At 60.0% G+C, this 17,206-nt stretch carries 20 protein-coding genes; 11 read left to right on the forward strand and 9 right to left on the reverse strand.

The features are described 5' to 3' along the window. Nucleotides 1-178: 178 nt before the first annotated feature. The 4 genes from NX782_RS03595 to NX782_RS03610 form a co-directional block, all read right to left on the reverse strand. The gene (locus NX782_RS03595) at nucleotides 179-1,702 is read right to left on the reverse strand and encodes a hypothetical protein (protein ID WP_258844098.1); all 1,524 of its coding nucleotides are present in this window, start codon (nucleotides 1,700-1,702) and stop codon (nucleotides 179-181) included. A 7-nt stretch (nucleotides 1,703-1,709) separates the two neighbouring features. Next, a complete protein-coding gene (locus tag NX782_RS03600; RefSeq protein ID WP_258844099.1) occupies nucleotides 1,710-2,687 on the reverse strand; it encodes an AAA family ATPase in 978 nt (325 codons plus the stop codon). A 10-nt stretch (nucleotides 2,688-2,697) separates the two neighbouring features. Next, nucleotides 2,698-4,593 carry a TnsB C-terminal domain-containing protein gene (locus NX782_RS03605; protein WP_258844100.1) on the reverse strand — a complete coding sequence of 632 codons (1,896 nt, stop codon included), beginning with the start codon at nucleotides 4,591-4,593 and terminating at the stop codon, nucleotides 2,698-2,700. 122 nt (nucleotides 4,594-4,715) lie between these two features. Beyond that, nucleotides 4,716-5,360, reverse strand: coding sequence for a hypothetical protein (locus tag NX782_RS03610; RefSeq protein ID WP_258844101.1), 645 nt, complete (start codon nucleotides 5,358-5,360; stop codon nucleotides 4,716-4,718). Between the two features lie 523 nt (nucleotides 5,361-5,883). Here NX782_RS03610 and NX782_RS03615 point away from each other — a divergent pair. From NX782_RS03615 to arsH, 6 genes are all read left to right on the forward strand, one after another. Next, a complete protein-coding gene (locus NX782_RS03615; protein ID WP_075796166.1) occupies nucleotides 5,884-6,396 on the forward strand; it encodes an arsenate reductase ArsC in 513 nt (170 codons plus the stop codon). Nucleotides 6,397-6,457: 61 nt separating this feature from the next. After that, nucleotides 6,458-6,802 carry an ArsR/SmtB family transcription factor gene (locus NX782_RS03620; RefSeq protein WP_075796165.1) on the forward strand — a complete coding sequence of 115 codons (345 nt, stop codon included), beginning with the start codon at nucleotides 6,458-6,460 and terminating at the stop codon, nucleotides 6,800-6,802. A gap of 36 nt (nucleotides 6,803-6,838) precedes the next feature. Continuing rightward, nucleotides 6,839-7,318 carry an arsenate reductase ArsC gene (locus tag NX782_RS03625; RefSeq protein ID WP_075791085.1) on the forward strand — a complete coding sequence of 160 codons (480 nt, stop codon included), beginning with the start codon at nucleotides 6,839-6,841 and terminating at the stop codon, nucleotides 7,316-7,318. A gap of 74 nt (nucleotides 7,319-7,392) precedes the next feature. Further along, entirely contained in the window at nucleotides 7,393-8,673 is a 1,281-nt protein-coding gene (locus NX782_RS03630; RefSeq protein ID WP_075791084.1) for an arsenic transporter, read from the forward strand. A 25-nt stretch (nucleotides 8,674-8,698) separates the two neighbouring features. After that, nucleotides 8,699-9,121, forward strand: coding sequence for an arsenate reductase (glutaredoxin) (gene arsC / locus NX782_RS03635; protein ID WP_258844231.1), 423 nt, complete (start codon nucleotides 8,699-8,701; stop codon nucleotides 9,119-9,121). Next, the gene (arsH, locus tag NX782_RS03640) at nucleotides 9,118-9,834 is read left to right on the forward strand and encodes an arsenical resistance protein ArsH (RefSeq protein WP_258844102.1); all 717 of its coding nucleotides are present in this window, start codon (nucleotides 9,118-9,120) and stop codon (nucleotides 9,832-9,834) included. The genes arsC and arsH overlap by 4 nt, the downstream gene beginning before the upstream one ends. Nucleotides 9,835-9,881: 47 nt before the next feature. On the opposite strand, the gene NX782_RS03645 is transcribed toward arsH, so the two are convergent. From NX782_RS03645 to NX782_RS03660, 4 genes are all read right to left on the reverse strand, one after another. Then, nucleotides 9,882-10,211: a YnfA family protein gene (locus NX782_RS03645; RefSeq protein WP_308632806.1), complete on the reverse strand. Its 330-nt coding sequence runs from the start codon at nucleotides 10,209-10,211 to the stop codon at nucleotides 9,882-9,884. 279 nt (nucleotides 10,212-10,490) lie between these two features. Then, a complete protein-coding gene (locus tag NX782_RS03650; protein WP_075791071.1) occupies nucleotides 10,491-11,687 on the reverse strand; it encodes an MFS transporter in 1,197 nt (398 codons plus the stop codon). A 158-nt stretch (nucleotides 11,688-11,845) separates the two neighbouring features. Then, on the reverse strand, nucleotides 11,846-12,073 hold the full coding sequence (locus NX782_RS03655; RefSeq protein WP_075791070.1) for a heavy-metal-associated domain-containing protein: 228 nt from the start codon (nucleotides 12,071-12,073) through the stop codon (nucleotides 11,846-11,848). 24 nt (nucleotides 12,074-12,097) lie between these two features. Beyond that, nucleotides 12,098-14,557 (reverse strand): heavy metal translocating P-type ATPase, encoded by a 2,460-nt coding sequence (locus tag NX782_RS03660; protein ID WP_075791069.1) that lies wholly within the window; start codon nucleotides 14,555-14,557, stop codon nucleotides 12,098-12,100. Nucleotides 14,558-14,673: 116 nt separating this feature from the next. Between NX782_RS03660 and NX782_RS03665 the strand changes: the two genes are divergently transcribed. The 4 genes from NX782_RS03665 to NX782_RS03680 are packed head-to-tail and all read left to right on the forward strand — an operon-like array spanning nucleotide 14,674 to nucleotide 16,300. Continuing rightward, nucleotides 14,674-15,120 (forward strand): heavy metal-responsive transcriptional regulator, encoded by a 447-nt coding sequence (locus NX782_RS03665; RefSeq protein WP_229503784.1) that lies wholly within the window; start codon nucleotides 14,674-14,676, stop codon nucleotides 15,118-15,120. After that, complete coding sequence (locus tag NX782_RS03670; RefSeq protein WP_075791068.1) at nucleotides 15,117-15,383, forward strand: thioredoxin family protein; 267 nt, start codon at nucleotides 15,117-15,119, stop codon at nucleotides 15,381-15,383. Before NX782_RS03665 ends, NX782_RS03670 begins: the two co-directional genes overlap by 4 nt. Further along, on the forward strand, nucleotides 15,380-16,081 hold the full coding sequence (locus NX782_RS03675) for a cytochrome c biogenesis CcdA family protein (RefSeq protein ID WP_229503783.1): 702 nt from the start codon (nucleotides 15,380-15,382) through the stop codon (nucleotides 16,079-16,081). The genes NX782_RS03670 and NX782_RS03675 overlap by 4 nt, the downstream gene beginning before the upstream one ends. Before the next feature lie 21 nt (nucleotides 16,082-16,102). Next, a complete protein-coding gene (locus NX782_RS03680) occupies nucleotides 16,103-16,300 on the forward strand; it encodes a hypothetical protein (RefSeq protein WP_156895506.1) in 198 nt (65 codons plus the stop codon). 85 nt (nucleotides 16,301-16,385) lie between these two features. Here NX782_RS03680 and merR read toward each other — a convergent pair whose 3' ends face one another. Then, on the reverse strand, nucleotides 16,386-16,784 hold the full coding sequence (gene merR, locus NX782_RS03685; RefSeq protein WP_075791067.1) for a mercury resistance transcriptional regulator MerR: 399 nt from the start codon (nucleotides 16,782-16,784) through the stop codon (nucleotides 16,386-16,388). Nucleotides 16,785-16,850: 66 nt separating this feature from the next. Between merR and NX782_RS03690 the strand changes: the two genes are divergently transcribed. Next, the gene (locus NX782_RS03690) at nucleotides 16,851-17,195 is read left to right on the forward strand and encodes a mercuric transporter MerT family protein (RefSeq protein WP_075791066.1); all 345 of its coding nucleotides are present in this window, start codon (nucleotides 16,851-16,853) and stop codon (nucleotides 17,193-17,195) included. Nucleotides 17,196-17,206 lie beyond the last annotated feature (11 nt).

The following is a 17,206-nucleotide window of genomic DNA, read 5'->3' on the forward strand; positions in this document are numbered from 1 at the left end:
TCACGCTTTTGATGTGTCGACGTGTGAAATGTCTGATGAATCGCTATAGCGAGTGCGGCGAACGAGCACAAGGGCGGTCTACGGACAGATGTCAAAGCTGTACTACAAGGTGTGAACCCATATCAGGACTCAAGACGCAGCGCCTCGACTCCGAGGAGGCGGGCGTGATCAGGTCGAGCTACCGCTGCAAACGTTCAATTTGCGCCTGATGGCGTTGCCAGTGGACGGCCAAGTTTTCGGCCCCATGCATGCCCGAGCGTGATGCGTTTGGATTGCGTAGGTAAACGGTCGCGGGCCGATCGCAGCAATCTCGACCGGCAACAGCCCAAAGACAGGTGTGATCGATCGCGCTCTTCGACCGGGTCCAATCGATGATTTCGTTCTTGCACGCGGTCTCCGACCAGGACGACACTTCGTCGAAGGCAGCCAAGCATGTTGCACCGAAAATCTGACTGCTGATCCAGGCCTTTGTCGGCGTCGACCAGTGCGAGGGTACCTGACATGGCCTGGCCAGATGCCAGCCCACGATGCCGTAGTATTCCAATGCGGGTTTTGCAAACAGGTACCGTGGTGTGCCGCACCCTTCCCAAAGCATGCGCCAGCGGATGAATGCCAGCGCCTGCGAACAAAATGCCCCAGTACGTTGGCCGTCCACGCGCCACCCCATGCGGGCGGCCGCGGATCGGACACATCGCTGGTGTTTCCAGAGCACTTGTCGCCAAAGCCGCCGTCGAATGGCCTTGTACGTGTCGATCAGAGCGCTCAGGCAGCTTTCCGAGGCGGGATCAATCTGCTCCCCGTCTGCGGAACTGCAGTCATGATCTGCGAATTCGTCATCGTCATCGGACTTGATCGGGCGCCAGCACCCGCACTCGTACCGACTGACGGGTTCCGGGCGCAGGCCGGACCGTTTCTTGAACAGCCCTGGCGCGACGTCGTTGACCACGTGGGCGATAAAGCTTGCGTAGCGGGAATGGATTTCATGTTCCTCGACGTTGACATGGAATATCCCGGCCTTTCGTGCACTGATGAAGAGCCGATCAGAATCGTTGACATCGACCTGGTCGGCGTCGGCGGCGCGATGAAACTGAAGCAGTAACGACAGATTCGAGATGTGCTCCTGACGTAGACGCAGCAGTTCCGGACGCTCCTGGTTCATGGCCGGCGCCAGACCAAAGCCGCAGCGCGGACAGTAGAACGGCTTGAGGACGAACGGGTTATTGAGGCGAAACGGGATCTGCTGCCCGCAGGCTGGACATTCTTCGCGCAAGCGATGTTCGTGGATTGGACACGTCCGGGTCTGCCTCATCTGGAAGAGCGGCGTGTGGAAACCGTGGTTGAGGCATTGGGTACACCAACGTAGGTGGCCGTGCGAGCGCAATACGCTCCCTGGCAAGATTTCGTATAGGAAGGCGCGTCGGATTCTGGCCGTCGGAACGCGGAACATGTGGGCAAGCTGGTCGAGATCGAAGACGCTGGCGTCGCGGAGGTCGATGTCGGGCTTGACGCAGATTTTGCTGCGCCGCCCGGACGTCCGGTTCGTGATCAAGGGAGCCAATTCGCGCGCGGTCAGTTGGTTCAGGAGCGCGAATTTCCAGAACAGCGTCAAGGCCGACTCGCCCTGGATATGCCATTCCGTTCGCCAACACCATTGTTCAGCTTGCTCGCGGTAGGTGTCGAGAAGGATGCGGGCGCCGCTCATCGCCGTCTCAGTTCGACGGCATGCCGAGATGCAGTTCGCGCAGTGCCTCCACGAATAGAGACTCGGCTACCGCCTCGTCCCACATCTCTGGCGTGAACTTGAACCCGGCCCTGTCGAGCTGCATATTCGTTTCCAGTGCGATCTCCACGGCGTGCGCAAAATACTGCATCGGGATTTCCATCTGCACGTTGATGCGTGCGCTGTTGTGGGCACGAAGGAATGCATCCCACAGCGCGAGTGCTTCGTCCACCAGGCGAAAGCCGTTGTCATATGCCTGCGGGTAAAAAAAGCGCGTGTAGGTCCAGGGCGTGGATGGTGGATGAATCGCGTCGTCGTAGCCTTGAAGACAGGTTGCCAGGCTGTCCGGATCTGCGAGGCCGTCGAACCGCATTTCCGCGATCATGAAGCGCAGGATGATCTGGGTGTGATTACTCTGGCGGAAAGCGGTCTTCTGGTTGAGTAATTGCGGCTGTCCGACCAGAAGCGTAATCATCCGGATTCCCTTCCTCTCGAGGCAGTCGTGAACATCGCGTAGCCATTCGTATTCCATGACTTCGAGACGCTGAGCCTCGTCCGCGAAGATCACGAACCAGTTATAGCCTGACGCGTCCACGAGTTCCGAGATGCGCTCGATGAGGCGCCGCCGCTTGCGGGTTATGGATCCTGTCAAAGCGCCAAGGTGACCCGTCGCTTCGAGGAGCGTGGTGAAAAAGCCGTCCTCGGAAGGTTTTTTCTTCGCCTCGGTACCGCAACTGAGGCACACCACGCCAGGGTACTCGCCCTGCAGGGCGTTCTTGACATATCGGATGCCATACGTTTTTCCGAAGCGTGGGTAGGCGAAAATCACCGCGCCGGGCGTATGCATGCGTACGAGCCGCTTCACTTTCTGCATCAAGGCATCGATGGAGGGCGTTGGAACAATGTATTGGTGCCGCGTCACCGGATGCTGGTCAACCGAAATCGGACGGACATGCGCACTGGACATGCCTGACTCCTCAGAAAGTGATCGTACGCCGAATTTGCATGGGCTTTGGCTTCGGCGCCGCGGTAGGTTGTGGCACCTGCTGCGCGGAGGGTTCGGTCGCGGCTGGCCGCTCGCCCTGCGGCTCTGCTGGTGCCACAGCCGCTACGGCGATGGCGGGAGGGGCTTCCAGTGCTGGCGGTGACGCGGCGCTTGGAATGGACAACAAGTCACTCTGCTGCTTGGTCAAAGCGTTTGCGGCCCGCTTGTTGCCTTTCGCCTGACGCCACTTGTAGCGGCCCCAGGCCACGACGGGACATTCGTCGCGCTCGACCGCCAGCTTGCGTTCGGCAATGAGCCGATAAATTTCCTGTCGTACGCGTAGGGAATGGGGAGTAATGTGCCAAGGGCGAGCGGCCGTGAGAATACCCAGCTCGGTACCGTCTTCGAAGAATGCCTTGACGGCCCGGATATCCCTCACATCGTAATAGATGCGCAGTTTACGGCCGATGAGACCAGCGTTCGTGGCCAGGACGGCGCTGGTGTATTTGACATGCCAGAAGTTGATGTGAGGCCTGATGCCGGCCTCCACTGAGCCCCTGATCGGCACCACCCTCGCTTCCTGCATCAGGCATAAATTGCTGCGCAGGGGCATGGGCAGCTTGCGCAAGAATGCGTTTGACACCTGCAGTGAGTAGGACATGGCTTCCAGAGGCGTTTTTCCTCCTACCCCGGGATGAGCTGTCGCGTTGTAATTCGAAATGAGCACATGGATCATGTCCTCAAGTTCAGGCAGCTCGACGTTCAATCTTGCGTCGCCTTTCGGTTCGCTGAGCGCACGTTCGATAGCCTCCGGCGAATTCCCTACCGTACCAGGAAGACGGTGCGCGAAATGCCGCGCGATCAGGTGGAAGAAGCGTTCAATGTAGGGGCGGTCGTTGGGCGTTGCGGGCGGGCCGTTGTCGGTCCAGCAGCCGACGATCTGATTCAAGCGTGTAAGGGTGTCTGCGGCCAGGTGGGACTTGGCACCGTCCATACGGAACCAGTCCCAACACGCAAACGCCGTCTCGGGTACCACGGCCGACGGGAAGCCACCACCGTCGCGGACAGTTAGCTCCGGTATACAGTAGTAGCGTGGAAGAGCGGGCGTCAGCGCCGCCTGCAGCGCCGCGGCGACATCGTCCTTGTTGTATTCCTTACCCAAAGCAATGTGATATCCAAGTACTGCCCTAGTGTAGACATCGAGGAGCACTAGTATCCAGATTCGGTGAAGCTCGAGCGTTTGTTCCATTCCGAAGGGATCAATTAGTCTGACCGTGACCCGCAGATCGATTTGGTGTCCATCGAATTCCACGACCTCGAACGGTCGGGTCGCCGCCGGTGCTTGCTCCATCGTGCTCGGCGCCATGCGCGCCTTGCGGCCGCGTGCATGTGAGACAGCCATGTCGAAGTCCTTTTCCACGATGCCGCGGATGTATGCGCTTAGCGAACGTACCGCCAGGCGCTTCGTATTGAGGGGATACTTGTCCCCCGTGATCCCTGCAGTCCGACATGCTTCGATGAATTCCCGATGGATGTCCCGGATGGGCTGACGAACCTGGCCGCCCAGCTTGACTGACTTGTTCCGGCTTTGGACCGCCTTGCGGATCAGCTGATCGATGGCGGGATAGTCCCGCATGAGTTGTCCGAACGCGCCGGCGCAACCGTCACGGGCATACGGGGTCGGCGCCACAAGCGTGACCCGTTCGTAGCCCTTCGTGCGCACGTAGCGCAAAGCGACGCGAAACCCGAAGATCTTGCCATCTTCGTGCTTGTCGAGGCAGCATCTCGCCGCGCGATAAAGCGTTTCGCGGTGCACGCGATGACGCTCGAGGATGCGCGCGACAGCCGTGTCTTGGTCCGCAAACAGGTCCCACAGTGCCTCGCACAATGCGTGTACCTGTTGTTGCTCGGCGGCCGGTAGATGTGACGCGTCGACAGTCGGCCAAAGTTCGACCGGAGGCGCTGTCAGTAGAAGCGCTTGCCTGTCGAAGCGTTTGGCGGATGACCGCGTCATGGCCGTTCGATCATGTGGTTCGGACCGAGCGGAAGCGTCACCAGCTGCTTGCACACCGCGTGGCCGCGGTGCAGCACCATGTAGATAGCCAGCCGGACGGTAGAACTATCGAAGTCCGTCAGTTCGGACTGAAGCTGGCCAATCGTCTTCCCGGTACCCAACGTGGAGAGCAATTCGCGACACAGCGGTTCTGGTACGAATCGCTGGAACGCAGCGAGGTCACGGATGATCGTGCCCCAGTTGGCCAAGGCCGTACGATGCTGGACCATGTCGTTTGGGTCCAGGCATCTGATCGGGATCCCATCGATCGTTTTCGTGTCGAGCGCCCGCACGCTGACGCCGGCATCTTCGTTGGCGATATCCGAATCGCCCTCGCGCAGCAGGATTAAAAGCTCATCGCCATCTGGGCGTTGAACCCAGAAGTCGAATGCGCGTTGCGGTCGCATGTCGGGTACGAGGAGCGGGCGTTCGCAGTAGCTTAGAACCTGGGTACTGGCTTCGAGGGAGGTCCACAGGTCAAGGGCGTCGCGGCCGAACAGGGTGACCTGCCGTTGTAACTTGGGTGCATAGACATCGTAACGATGGCTATGATATGGCCGCCTGTTGAGTACAGACTCTTTATAGCGCGGAACGGATCCCATGCAGCCTCCTAGAACTCAACAGGAAGCTCGATGGTATGCTTTTCGTGCGATGCCGGCGCACGATTGTGCGGTACCGTACATTGGAAAAGATATGCCAGGGTGATAGGCGGTTTGTTGACGGGACTATGCGGTCTTACACGTCACAGAGTCGTGGCCAGGGGCAATTTGCGGGATTATCTAGGCAGCGGAAAGTCACACATTTCCTTCATCGCCAGATGAAGCAAAAGTGTGATTCTTGAAGGGGCGGCGGGAGATTTTGTATAGGCGGACGGGAGACGCTCCGCAGTCACACATTTACTTCATCGTACGTCAGGCAAAGTTCTGTTGGTCCGCAGCCAAACCTCGGCATTTCCTATTTCGTCGAATTACGAATGCATGGGCGCAGCGATAGACCCGGACGCGCGCCTGAACCGGTTATTCGTTAATCGACGAATATAGAATATCGTCGTTGTCATCAAACGGTCAAGATGTTTCGATATATTTGGAAGTGTCGTATCAACCAACCGAACAGGTCGAGACCGCCATGACTGACAACAGGATTTTCAACGTACTATTTCTTTGCACCGGCAACTCCTCGCGCAGCATTATTGCCGAGGCCATCCTCAACGCCACCAGCGCTGGCCGGTTTCGCGCCTACAGCGCAGGAAGCCATCCAGGCAGCTCGGTGCATCCCTTTGCGATCGAACAGATCGAACGGCTCGGCTTCCCCGTCCAGGGCCTGCGCAGCAAAAGCTGGGATGAGTACGCAGTTGCCGATGCTCCGCACATGGACTTCGTGATCACGGTATGCGACAAGGCCGCTGGCGAGGCGTGTCCCCGCTGGCCAGGGCACCCGATCACGGCGCATTGGAGCTTCGAAGATCCAGCAGCATTCGTGGGCAGCGACCGGGAGCATCGCCAGGTCTTTGCCCGCACATGCCGCGAGATCAAGAATCGCCTCGACATCTTTTCCATGCTTCCGTTTGCGACGCTGTCGCGCCTGGCTATCCAAAAGGAACTGGCCGCCATCGGCCGTTCGGACGTGCCGCTCCTGTGAGGGCTTGCCGCACAGGCGTCAATTCCACTATACTGGAACTATCGAATATTTGGACGAGATCATGGACACGAAACCCGCACTTGCCGCGCTTGCCGCCCTCGCCCAGGAATCAAGGCTGGCAACCTTTCGCTTGCTCGTGCAGGCTGGCCCTGCAGGACTTTCCGCAACCAAGATTGCCGAGGCACTCGGCACGCCTCCCTCATCGCTGTCCTTTCATCTGAAAGAACTTACCCACGCCAACCTGGTGATTCCGCGCCAGGAAGGCCGTTTCATCATTTACGCAGCGAACTTCGACACGATGAATCAGCTGCTGGGCTTCCTGACCGAGAACTGCTGTGGCGGCAATCCTTGTTCGCCAACGAATGGCTCGGGATGTGAGCCCATCGCTTCCAGCCAAACAAGCTAATTTCTGCGCTTATTTCCTCTCAACCTAAGGTCTACCGTGAACGTACTTTTTCTTTGCACCGGCAATTCGTGCCGCTCGCTCATCAGTGAAGCCGTCTTCAATCATCTGGCTCCAACTGGCTGGCACGCCATCAGCGCAGGCAGCCAACCGACCGGCAAGTTGAACGACAAGGCGCTCGCCCTGCTCGCCAGCAAAGGCATTTCCACCGAGGGCTACTACAGCAAGTCCTGGGACAATTTGCCCGTCACCCCTGACCTCGTGGTAACGGTGTGTGCCAGCGCTGCCGGTGAAACCTGCCCGGCCTACCTCGGTCCGGTGCTTCGTACGCATTGGGGTGTCGAAGACCCAAGCCACGTCGTCGGTACCGAAGAGGAAATCGACGCCGCCTTCGAAAAGGCCTACGCCATCCTCCGCGCACGTATCGAAGCCTTCCTCGCCCTGCCGCTCGAGAAGTTGAAATCCGACCGCGCGAAGTTCAAGACCGAACTCGACCGCATCGGCCATATCGGCGCCTGAACGCCACCTTCCGTTACGTCAGCCGGGCCATTGCCCGGCTTGTCCATGTGCCCGTAGCTCCCTGAAAGACTTCCGTGCTGATCGCATTTCTCATCTTCCTGATAACCCTCACCTTCGTCATCTGGCAGCCTCGCGGCCTCGGTATCGGCTGGAGCGCCGCCGCGGGCGCCGCCGTGGCCTTGCTCGCGGGCGTCATCCACGTCAGTGACATTCCCACCGTCTGGCATATCGTCTGGAATGCCACCGGTGCGTTCGTGGCCGTCATCATCATCAGCCTCCTGCTCGACAAGGCCGGCTTCTTCGAGTGGGCTGCGTTGCACGTGGCGCGTTGGGGCGGCGGCAGCGGCCGGCGCCTGTTTGTGCTTCTTGTCTTGCTGGGTGCGGCCGTGGCCGCGCTGTTCGCCAACGATGGCGCGGCGCTGATCCTGACGCCCATCGTCATCGCCATGCTGGTCGCCTTGCGATTTTCGCCGAAAGCCACGCTGGCCTTCGTAATGGCGGCCGGTTTCATCGCCGACACTGCCAGCCTGCCGCTGGTCGTGTCGAACCTCGTGAATATCGTCTCGGCCGACTATTTCAATATCGGCTTTGCGCGCTACGCCGCAGTGATGGTGCCGGTGAACCTGGTGTCGGTGGCCGCGACGCTTGCCGCGCTGGTCTGGTTCTTCCGCAAGGACATCCCGGCCAACTACGACGTGACACAACTGAAACGCCCCGAGGAGGCCATCCATGACCGCGCCACCTTCGTCACCGGCTGGTGGGTGCTGGGCATGCTGCTGGTCGGCTTCTTCTGGCTCGACGCTGCCGGCATCCCGATCAGTGCCGTGGCCGCGGTTGGCGCAGTGCTGCTGCTGGCTGTCGCTGCGCGCGGGCACCGGATCTCGACCCGCGAGGTGCTGCGCGGCGCCCCATGGCAGGTGGTCGTATTCTCGCTGGGGATGTACCTGGTGGTCTATGGCCTGCGCAATGCCGGGTTGACGGACTACCTCACTGCCCTGCTCAACCGGTGCGCCGAGCATGGCGTGTGGGGCGCAGCGCTCGGCACCGGCTTCATCACTGCCATCCTGTCGTCGATCATGAATAATATGCCGACCGTACTCGTGGGCGCGCTGGCAATCGACGCCACCACGGCACAGGGTGTTGTGCGCGAAGCGATGGTGTACGCGAACGTGATTGGTGCTGACCTCGGCCCGAAGATCACGCCGATTGGCAGCCTCGCCACGCTGTTGTGGCTGCACGTGCTTTCGGCGAAGAATATCCAGATCTCTTGGGGCTACTACTTCCGGATCGGTATTCTCCTGACCCTGCCGATCCTGCTGGTGACCCTGAGCGCGCTTGCCCTGCGCTTGAGCTGAGAAAGGACCGAACATGAACAAGGCACTGGACGTCACGATCTATCACAACCCCGATTGCGGCACCTCCCGCAACACGCTGGGCCTCATCCGGAATGCCGGCATCGAGCCGACCGTGATCGAATACCTTAAGAACCCGCCCGACCGCGCAACACTGGTCAACCTGATTCAGCGCGCAGGCCTGCAGGTTCGCGGCGCCGTACGCGAGAAAGGCACGCCATTCCTGGAGCTCGGCCTGGATGATCCCGGGACGACGGACGAGCAACTGATCGACGCGATGCTCGCGCATCCGATTCTGATCAACCGGCCCTTCGTCGTCACGCCAGTCGGTGTCCGCCTGTGTCGGCCGTCTGAAGTCGTGCTGGACATCCTGCCGGCGCCGCAGCGTGCCGCCTTCTCGAAAGAGGACGGCGAAGCTGTCGTCGACGAACAAGGAAAGCGAATCAAATGAGTAAAATCCCGAATCTCCCCAACATCAAGCCCGAACTGCTTGACCAGCCTACGCTCGAGAAGCTCGCGCCAGTGGGCGACCTGAGCCATCCGCCGCGCATCCTGATGCTGTACGGCTCGTTGCGTGAGCGTTCCTTCAGCCGCTTCCTGACCGAGGAAGCCGCGCGCATATTGGAGCACTTCGGCGCAGAGGTGAAGATTTTCGATCCGATGGAACTGCCGATGGCCGGCAGCGTGCCGGAGACGCATCCGAAAGTCGTCGAGCTGCGCGAGCTGTGCCTGTGGTCGGAAGGCCAGGTATGGTGCAGCCCGGAGCGCCATGGTGCGATCACGGCGGTGATGAAGAACCAGATCGACTGGATTCCGCTGGAAATGGGCGCGATCCGGCCGAGCCAGGGCCGCACGCTGGCGGTGATGCAGGTCTGCGGCGGTTCGCAGTCCTTCAACGTGGTCAACACCCTGCGCCTGCTGGGGCGCTGGATGCGCATGTTCACGATCCCGAACCAGTCCTCAGTGCCGATGGCCTATAAGGAATTCGACGACGAAGGCCGGATGCGACCGTCTGCCTACTACGATCGGGTTGTCGACGTGATGGAGGAGCTCTTCAAGATCACGTTGCTGATGCGGGGGCGAACCGATTTTCTGACCGACCGCTACAGCGAGCGCAACGAGCGTGCGCTCAAGGCGATCAATCGGCAGATCGAAAAAATTTGAACTGCTGAGGCTGGGTTGGCGCCAGCAGACCTCTTACCCGCGGCCAATCAGCCTCTGGACCAGCCGGAGACAATAATCGCCATTCCGAACAAAGCGATCGCCGCGCCAGCCCAGTCCATGGTCGACAGCTTCACGCCGTCGACCACGCGTAGCCAGACCAGTGCAGTAGTAACGTAGACGCCGCCATATGCCGCGTACACGCGGCCGCTGGCGGCAGGGTGTAAAGTCAGCAGCCACACGAAGAGTGCCAGGCTTGCTGCAGCCGGGGCAAGTAGCCAGATCGGGCCATTCTTACGAAGCCATAAATATGGCAGAAAACAGCCTACAATTTCCGCAACGGCTGTGGCAATGAACAACAGTCCAGTCTTCCAGATCATTAATTCTTCTTTCGTCTACGAGGATCCGTCTGCTTTACATGCCAGTGCTCGACCGAGGTAGCAGAATCCTGTTGGTAACAATCCAGGGCGAAGACCAACGGACGGGAAACCTTGTCAGCTTTGGCGTGCATTCGCCGATGCGCATTAACAACGCTGCCTCCTTCCGCATGGTCTGCCAAAGGGGAGGACCTGGCATTATACGATCAGGAGTTGGACGCCAGGCTGTAAGCGCCGCTGCCAATGCTTGAAAGCGCCCCCCAACCTAATCCATCTTTCCGTTCAGGACGCGGTTTCCTCACGGAAAAGCCTAAACGCGAGTAAACAAAGTACCGCTTCCACCACGGCAAAAAGGGTCAATGCCTTTCCGAAGTCAAATAAGCTCAGCACCTCCCCGAAGATGAGACTGCCCAGCCCGAAACCGATGAATAACATAAATACGTTCAGGCCCATCGCTTGTCCTGGGCGCTGGCCCCCGAGGGATGTCACGATGCCGGCGAACAGCGGCTGGGTCATGTCATAACCCAGCGACAACACAGTTACCGCAAGCGCTGCGACCAGCAACGATGTATGCGAGAGCAGCGCTGCAGCGGCCAGTGCGCCGAGGCCCAGGCCGAGTGGCACAATGCGCCCGCGGCCGAAGCGATCTGCGGCGCGTCCGATCAAGGGTCCGAACAAAAAGCCGGGGACGCCGTAACCGAGCAATGCCAAGCCGATACCGACGGGGCCCAGGCCATACTGCCGCTCGAAATACAAGCCGAGCCATGTGAAGACGCCCGAGTGGAAAATCGAATTGAGCAACACAAACAGATAAGTACGCTGGCCCCGTGCCGATGTGATCAGACCGCGATATGCTTGAAATAGCATGCTCCAGCCGCCCTGGATGGACTGGGTCGCGTCTGCGATCAGATTCCGATACGGAAGCAGAACGGCCAAGATGCCGGCCCCCGCGATGCCGACGCCGATGAAGATGATGCGCCATCCAGTGTACGGCTCCAGAACGGCGCCGATGGTGGAACCGAAAGCCATACCGCCGGCCATGGCGCCAAACAGCCAGCCCAGGGGGCGCCCTCGCCGCTCATAAGGGAATAACCGGCCGATCAGGACAAGGGCCAGCGGCACGACGCCACTTGCGCCGAGGCCGGTCATCAGGCGCCAAAACGCGAGTTGCGTGATCGACTGTGCCGTAGCTGTCAAGGACGTCAGCAGCGCAAACGCGCACAGCGAGGCGGCCATGATCCGCCAGATGCCGATGCGGTCGGCCAACAAACCGTAGGCGAGCGTTGCCGCACCGTATGGAATGAGATACGCAGGGACGATGAACCCGGTTTCGTGCGGCGAGACCGCGAATGTGGCCGCTAGCTGGGGAATGATGGGGGCCACCATGAAGGCCTGAAAGAAGATGATGAACGTTGCGGCAGCGAGCACGCGTAGCAGCGCTTCGCGCTGTCGGTTCATATCAATGGTCGTTGAGGTCATTGTTAATATTCTCGTTTCGGGAAATAGTGATCATTCGGCGGCGGCTGCTTCTTCATCAAGGACAAGCTGACGGTGTCTTGAACCCGCTTGGCGGATGGCGGCAAAATGTACTTACGTTGAATGCTCGCCGCGCACTTCAGTCGTCAATCGTCTCGCAATCAGCTCAAGATCCTGGCTTCGAAGCCCGCAATCTTCAGGGTCGCCAATATTTGTTCAGCTGTCACCAGTTCGGGGGTGATGACAACAGCGATGCGCTGTGTCTTCGCGCTGGCAACCACTTCTTGAACGCCGGGCATCCGTCCCAGCGAAAAACGGACCCGGGTCTCGCAGCCACCGCAATGCATCTTCTCCTCGCCAATCACCTCGAAATCGACCTTGGCAATCATGTTGATATCCTTTCCTATAACAGTTCAAATCCTGACCGGCTCCGCCGCGCGTCCGACGCTCAAAATCGCATCGAAGAAGAGGCGGGGCCGACCGCGTAGCGAGTTCGAAAAAATGGCGGTGACGCTGAACGCCATTGCCGCCATCGCCCAGATGGGGTAGACCAGGCCGGTCGCAGCAAGCGGGATCCCGATCCCGTTGAACATGATGGCCAGACAGACGTTCTGCAACATCTTGCGGTAGCTCCAGCGGCTGATCTCGCGGGCATCCAGAACCGCTTCCAGGCGGTTGTTCAAGATGATGATGTCCGCCGCATCAATCGCGATGTCGGCGCCATTCCCCATCGCGATTCCGACGTTTGCCTGCATCAGGGCGACCGAGTCGTTGATCCCATCGCCGACCATCGCGACACTTCCGGCTTGCTGCATCGTCCTGATCAGGCTTGCCTTCTCCTGCGGAAGCAAGCCTGCATGAACCTCATCGACCCCGACCTCGTTTCCTACACGCTCGACGGCAGCCCTGTTATCGCCACTCATCAGGATCGTGCGTATTCCTGCCTGGCGTAGCCGGTCTATCGTATATTTGGCGTTCGGCCGAACGGCATCACCGAAGGCGAGCAACCCGAGAACTGCGTTCTCGCGCGCTACGAGAACGACGGTCCTGCCTTTTTCTTCCAGCGTTCGTACCCGCGACTCGATGTCCCCCAAGGGCACTGCCTGCTCTTTGAAAAACACAATATTTCCGACCAGGACCATTTGATTCTTCAGCGTCGCCCGCACGCCCCGGCCCGGCACCGCTTCAAAGTGGTCGAGCGGCGGCAGTCCAATCCCGCGTTCCAGCGCTGCAGTCATTACGGCTTTTGCCAGCGGGTGCTCCGAAGCCGTTTCCACCGCGGCCGCCACGCCAAGTAATTCGTCTTCCGTGTCGCTCACAGCTTCCAGTTCAAGCAGATCCGGCTTGCCTTCGGTAAGCGTCCCCGTCTTGTCGAACACGATGTGTGTCACCAGCCGCAACCCCTGGAAGGCTTCGCCCGTGCGCATCAGTATGCCGCGCTCCGCAGCTTCGCCAGCACCGCGAACGATCGCCAGCGGCGCCGAGATGCCGAGGGCGCAAGGGTAGCCCATCACGAGAACCGTAAGGCCTGCAAACACGGCACGCTCGATGCCCGGGCTGTTGCCGGTCAGCAAAGGGAGAATCCACCAGGCGAGAAAGGAAAGTGCGGACAGCGACAGCACGGCAGGAGCGTAGAGCTTCAGCACCTTGTCGACCAGGTGCAGCATTCCGGGCTTCAAGGCGCGGGCATCCTCGACCTCTTGCACTACGCGCTGCAGAAAACTGCTTGCTCCGACCGCGGTCACGCGAACAAGTAATGTACCCAGTCCGTTCATCGATCCCCCGACGACAGTGCCGCCGGCCCTGCACTCGACCGGAAGCGGCTCGCCGGTGACCAGCGAGACGTCGACGGACGAATGGCCGTCGGCCACGACGCCGTCGACCGGGATACGCTGGCCAGGACGGACACGCACCAGGTCGCCGATAACGACCTGTTCGATCGGAAGCTCTTGTTCCTGGCCATTACGCAGCACGTACGCGGTGTCGGGCTGCAGATCAAGCAAGCGCCGCACCGCTTGTGAGCTGCGCGTCTTCACGATTAGCGATAGCCACTCCGAAAAGATGTGGTAATTGCAGACCATGACAGCCACACAGAAGAAGGGGGCTGCCGGAAAGGTCGGGCCGCCGGCAACGATGCCGTACACGCCGCCGGCCAGGCCCGCAAACGCCGCTCCTTCCAGCAAGACGTGCTGGTTGATGATCCGGCGTCGCAGCGATTGCCAGGCGATGTAAAGGATTTGCCGCGCGAGCACGAAGACGACTACCACGGCAAGAACGGCAGCGAGCCAAGCTTCGTGGCCCCCCATCCGCCCGCTTTGCCGCAGCCATGTCAGGCCAATGACTTCGACCAGCGCAAGGAGTGTTCCTGCAGTCGCTTGCGCCCAACCGCGCGGGCGCAATACGAGGAACACCGCCGCAATGAGCGATACGGCGACAAACGCTTCGAGTAGTGCGTACCAGAAATCCCCCGGCCGCGCGACCAGCGTCAGCGACCCCAGGCTGAAGAACGTCGCCCAAAGAAACCGCCTTGCTCCATGTACCAGATCGCGTTCATCCTCTTCAAAGGGCTTTAGCTTGCGTGGATCCGAAATGCTGTAGCCCATCTGGCGCAGAGTCTCCAGCAGTACCTGTGGCCGAACCTTGGCCGGGTCGTACTCCACCAGCGCCTGCTCGTGCGTAAGGCTGACGGCCACGGCGTCGACGCCCGGGTGCTGGCGCAGCGCCTTTTCAATCGTGCCCGTGCAAAGTGAGCAGTGCATCCCGGCGACCCGCGCTCGCATGCGCATCCGGTCGGGGTGGCTACCTGGTTCCTGTGTCCACATAGGGCTTTCCAGATTAGAAGAAGCCTCCAGAGTGCTTTCAGCCGTGCTCATGAGTTGGTCCGAAGTTGTCGAATGCCGCCATTCTGAAGGCTGGAGCATAGTCAAGGGTCAAGGCCTTTTCGCTCGCAAGACAGGGCTTGACTCTGGACCTACCTCCAGGGTTTAGAATGCAATCGGAGGTGCAAGTGATAACGATAGGAAAACTGGCAACATTGTCGGGCGTGACGGTCGATACGCTGCGGTTTTATGAGCGCGAGGGCCTACTCGCTCCGGCGAGCAAGAGCGAAGGCGGTTACCGGCTCTATGATGAGGATTCGGTCGTCCGGCTCCGGTTCATCAAACAGGCGCGGGACTGCGGCTTCACGCTGGGCGAAATCCAGCAGTTGCTGGTGTTGCGCGGCCAGAGCGAGGCCTGCTGTGGCGATGTCCGGCAGCGGGCGATCGAAAAGAAGCTGCAGGTGGAGGGAAAGATACGGGCACTCTCGGCCATGTCCAAGGCGCTGGACCATTTGATCGCTGACTGTGCCAATGAAACCCACCCTATCAACGGCTGCCCGATCCTGGCGGCTCTCGAGAAGGCAAGCACATCTTCCGACAACGAAGGAAAAACGTGAAGATTGAACTGTTCTACGCACCAGGCTGCGACAAATGCGCTGCCAATCGTGAGAATCTCAAGGCAGCTGCCAGCCAGTGCATCCCTGACGTCGAGTGGTGCGAGTTGAACGTGCTCGAGCATATGGAATATGCCGTCGAACTTGGGGTGCTTACCTTGCCGGCCATCGCCATCGAGGGAGTGCTCGAGTTCCCGGCGCTGCCAAACGTGAAGCAGTTTGCCGCTGCCATCGCTCGTAAGGCGGCCAGCGTGGAAAGGTCATGATCATGGATCCCTCAGCGCTGGGGCAAGCCGTCCAGCATGCCGGTTTCGCTGCTGTTGGCGTAGGGTTTCTGACCGGTCTCTTCTTCAGCCTGAATCCCGTGGCCGTCGCGGCGATCCCGGTGTCGCTCGCTTACGTCACAAAGGCGCGGGACCGGAGCGAGTCCATCACCTTTGGAAGCATGTTCATTCTTGGCATGCTCGCGATGCACGTGCTGCTCGGGTTGCTGGCCGGCCTGAGCGGACTTTGGGTCGCGCGCCTGCTCGGGCGCCAATGGGGACTCGTGCTTGGGCCGTTCCTGATTCTCCTCGGTCTGATCTGGCCGGGCTGGCTTCGATTGCCGCTCCCGACCGTGTCCGTTCGCGCGCGGCGTGTTACCGGCGTTTGGGGCGCCTTCACGTTGGGCATGGTCTTCTCGGTAGCGGTCTGCCCATTTTGCACGCCAGCCTTGCTGGTCCTGTTGGGAGGGGCCGCTTCGGCCGGCTCGCCACTACTGGGCGCTGCGTTGCTGTTGGCATTCGCGATCGGGCGCTCGATCCCTGTTGGCTTGGGGGCGTGGGCTATAGGCTGGCTGGAGAACTTGAAGCCATTTTCCAAATACTCGAAAACGTTCGAAGTCATCGGTGGCATCGCGCTGATCGCGGCGGGGCTATACATGCTGAACGCCTATTTCTTCATCATTCCATCGCTGGCGGCGTGAGCCGCCTCAACGGTGATCGCCATGAGCGAATCGACCACGTTATCTGATGACATCACAGCGGCATTCGGACGCGCGTGCAGGGAGAAGGACTGGCAAATTGCCGAGTTCCTACTCCAGGCACTGGAAGCACTGTCCGAGCGCGACCAGGCCGATGAACAGGCACGAAGGACGCGCCACCTCCGGCTTGTTTTCTCCTCTGAGAGTCGATTAATACCTTGAGAACGCTCTTGCAGGTAAGATGCGAACCGTTAACACCTTGTTTGCCGCTGCGACTGGCCGGCCACTGGCAAGGACGTGAAAGAAATCAGTCATCGATCAGTGCCTGGATTATTGGGCAACCGGCACCAGGATGCTCGCTATCACAGCGCGATACCATCGTTGCGAGCGCTGTCTTCATTGCAAGCAGATCGCTTAATTTAGCCTCTACCATGGCGAGCTTCTTCGCTGCCAGGTCGCGGGTGCTGGCACAGGTCTGCGAGCCTTCCAGCTTGAGAAGACTCGCGATTTCATCGAGCGTAAAGCCAAGGTGTTGTGCCCGCTTGATGAAGCGAATCCGGCGTACATCCTCGCCCGCATAGGTGCGGTAGCCGCTGTACGGCCGCGCCGGCTCATCGATCAGTCCACTTCGTTGATAGAACCGGACCGTCTCCACATTCACGCCGGCGGCGCTGGCCAAGCGGCTGATGGTCATTTTCTCTGTCATGTACTTTACTCCGTATATGTGTACGGAGTTTATCCTGTTTCACCATAAAAGCTGTTTGGAGCGAGCATGGCAATCGGAACGAAGGGATCCTTGGTCGCAGGCGCGTTGGCGGCGCTTGGCGCCTCAGCATGTTGCGCCGGTCCGCTCATCCTCCTGCTGCTCGGCATTAGCGGCGGATGGGCATCTCACCTGATTGCGTTCGAACCCTACAGCCCCTACTTCACCGCGCTGACGGTGCTATTTTTAGGAGCCGCCTTCCACAACTTGTACCTGCGCCGGCGCGCCTGCGCGCTTGGCGACGCCTGCGCCGTTGACCGTGTCCTCAGGAACCAGCGCATCATGTTCTGGTTCGTTGCCGTCCCCTCCGTACTACTGCTGACGTTTCCCTTGTACGCCCCGCTGTTCTATTAAAAGGATTTCCC

Origin of the sequence: Massilia norwichensis (assembly GCF_024753245.1) — a bacterium.
Classification (GTDB): Bacteria; Pseudomonadota; Gammaproteobacteria; order Burkholderiales; family Burkholderiaceae_D; genus Telluria; species Telluria norwichensis.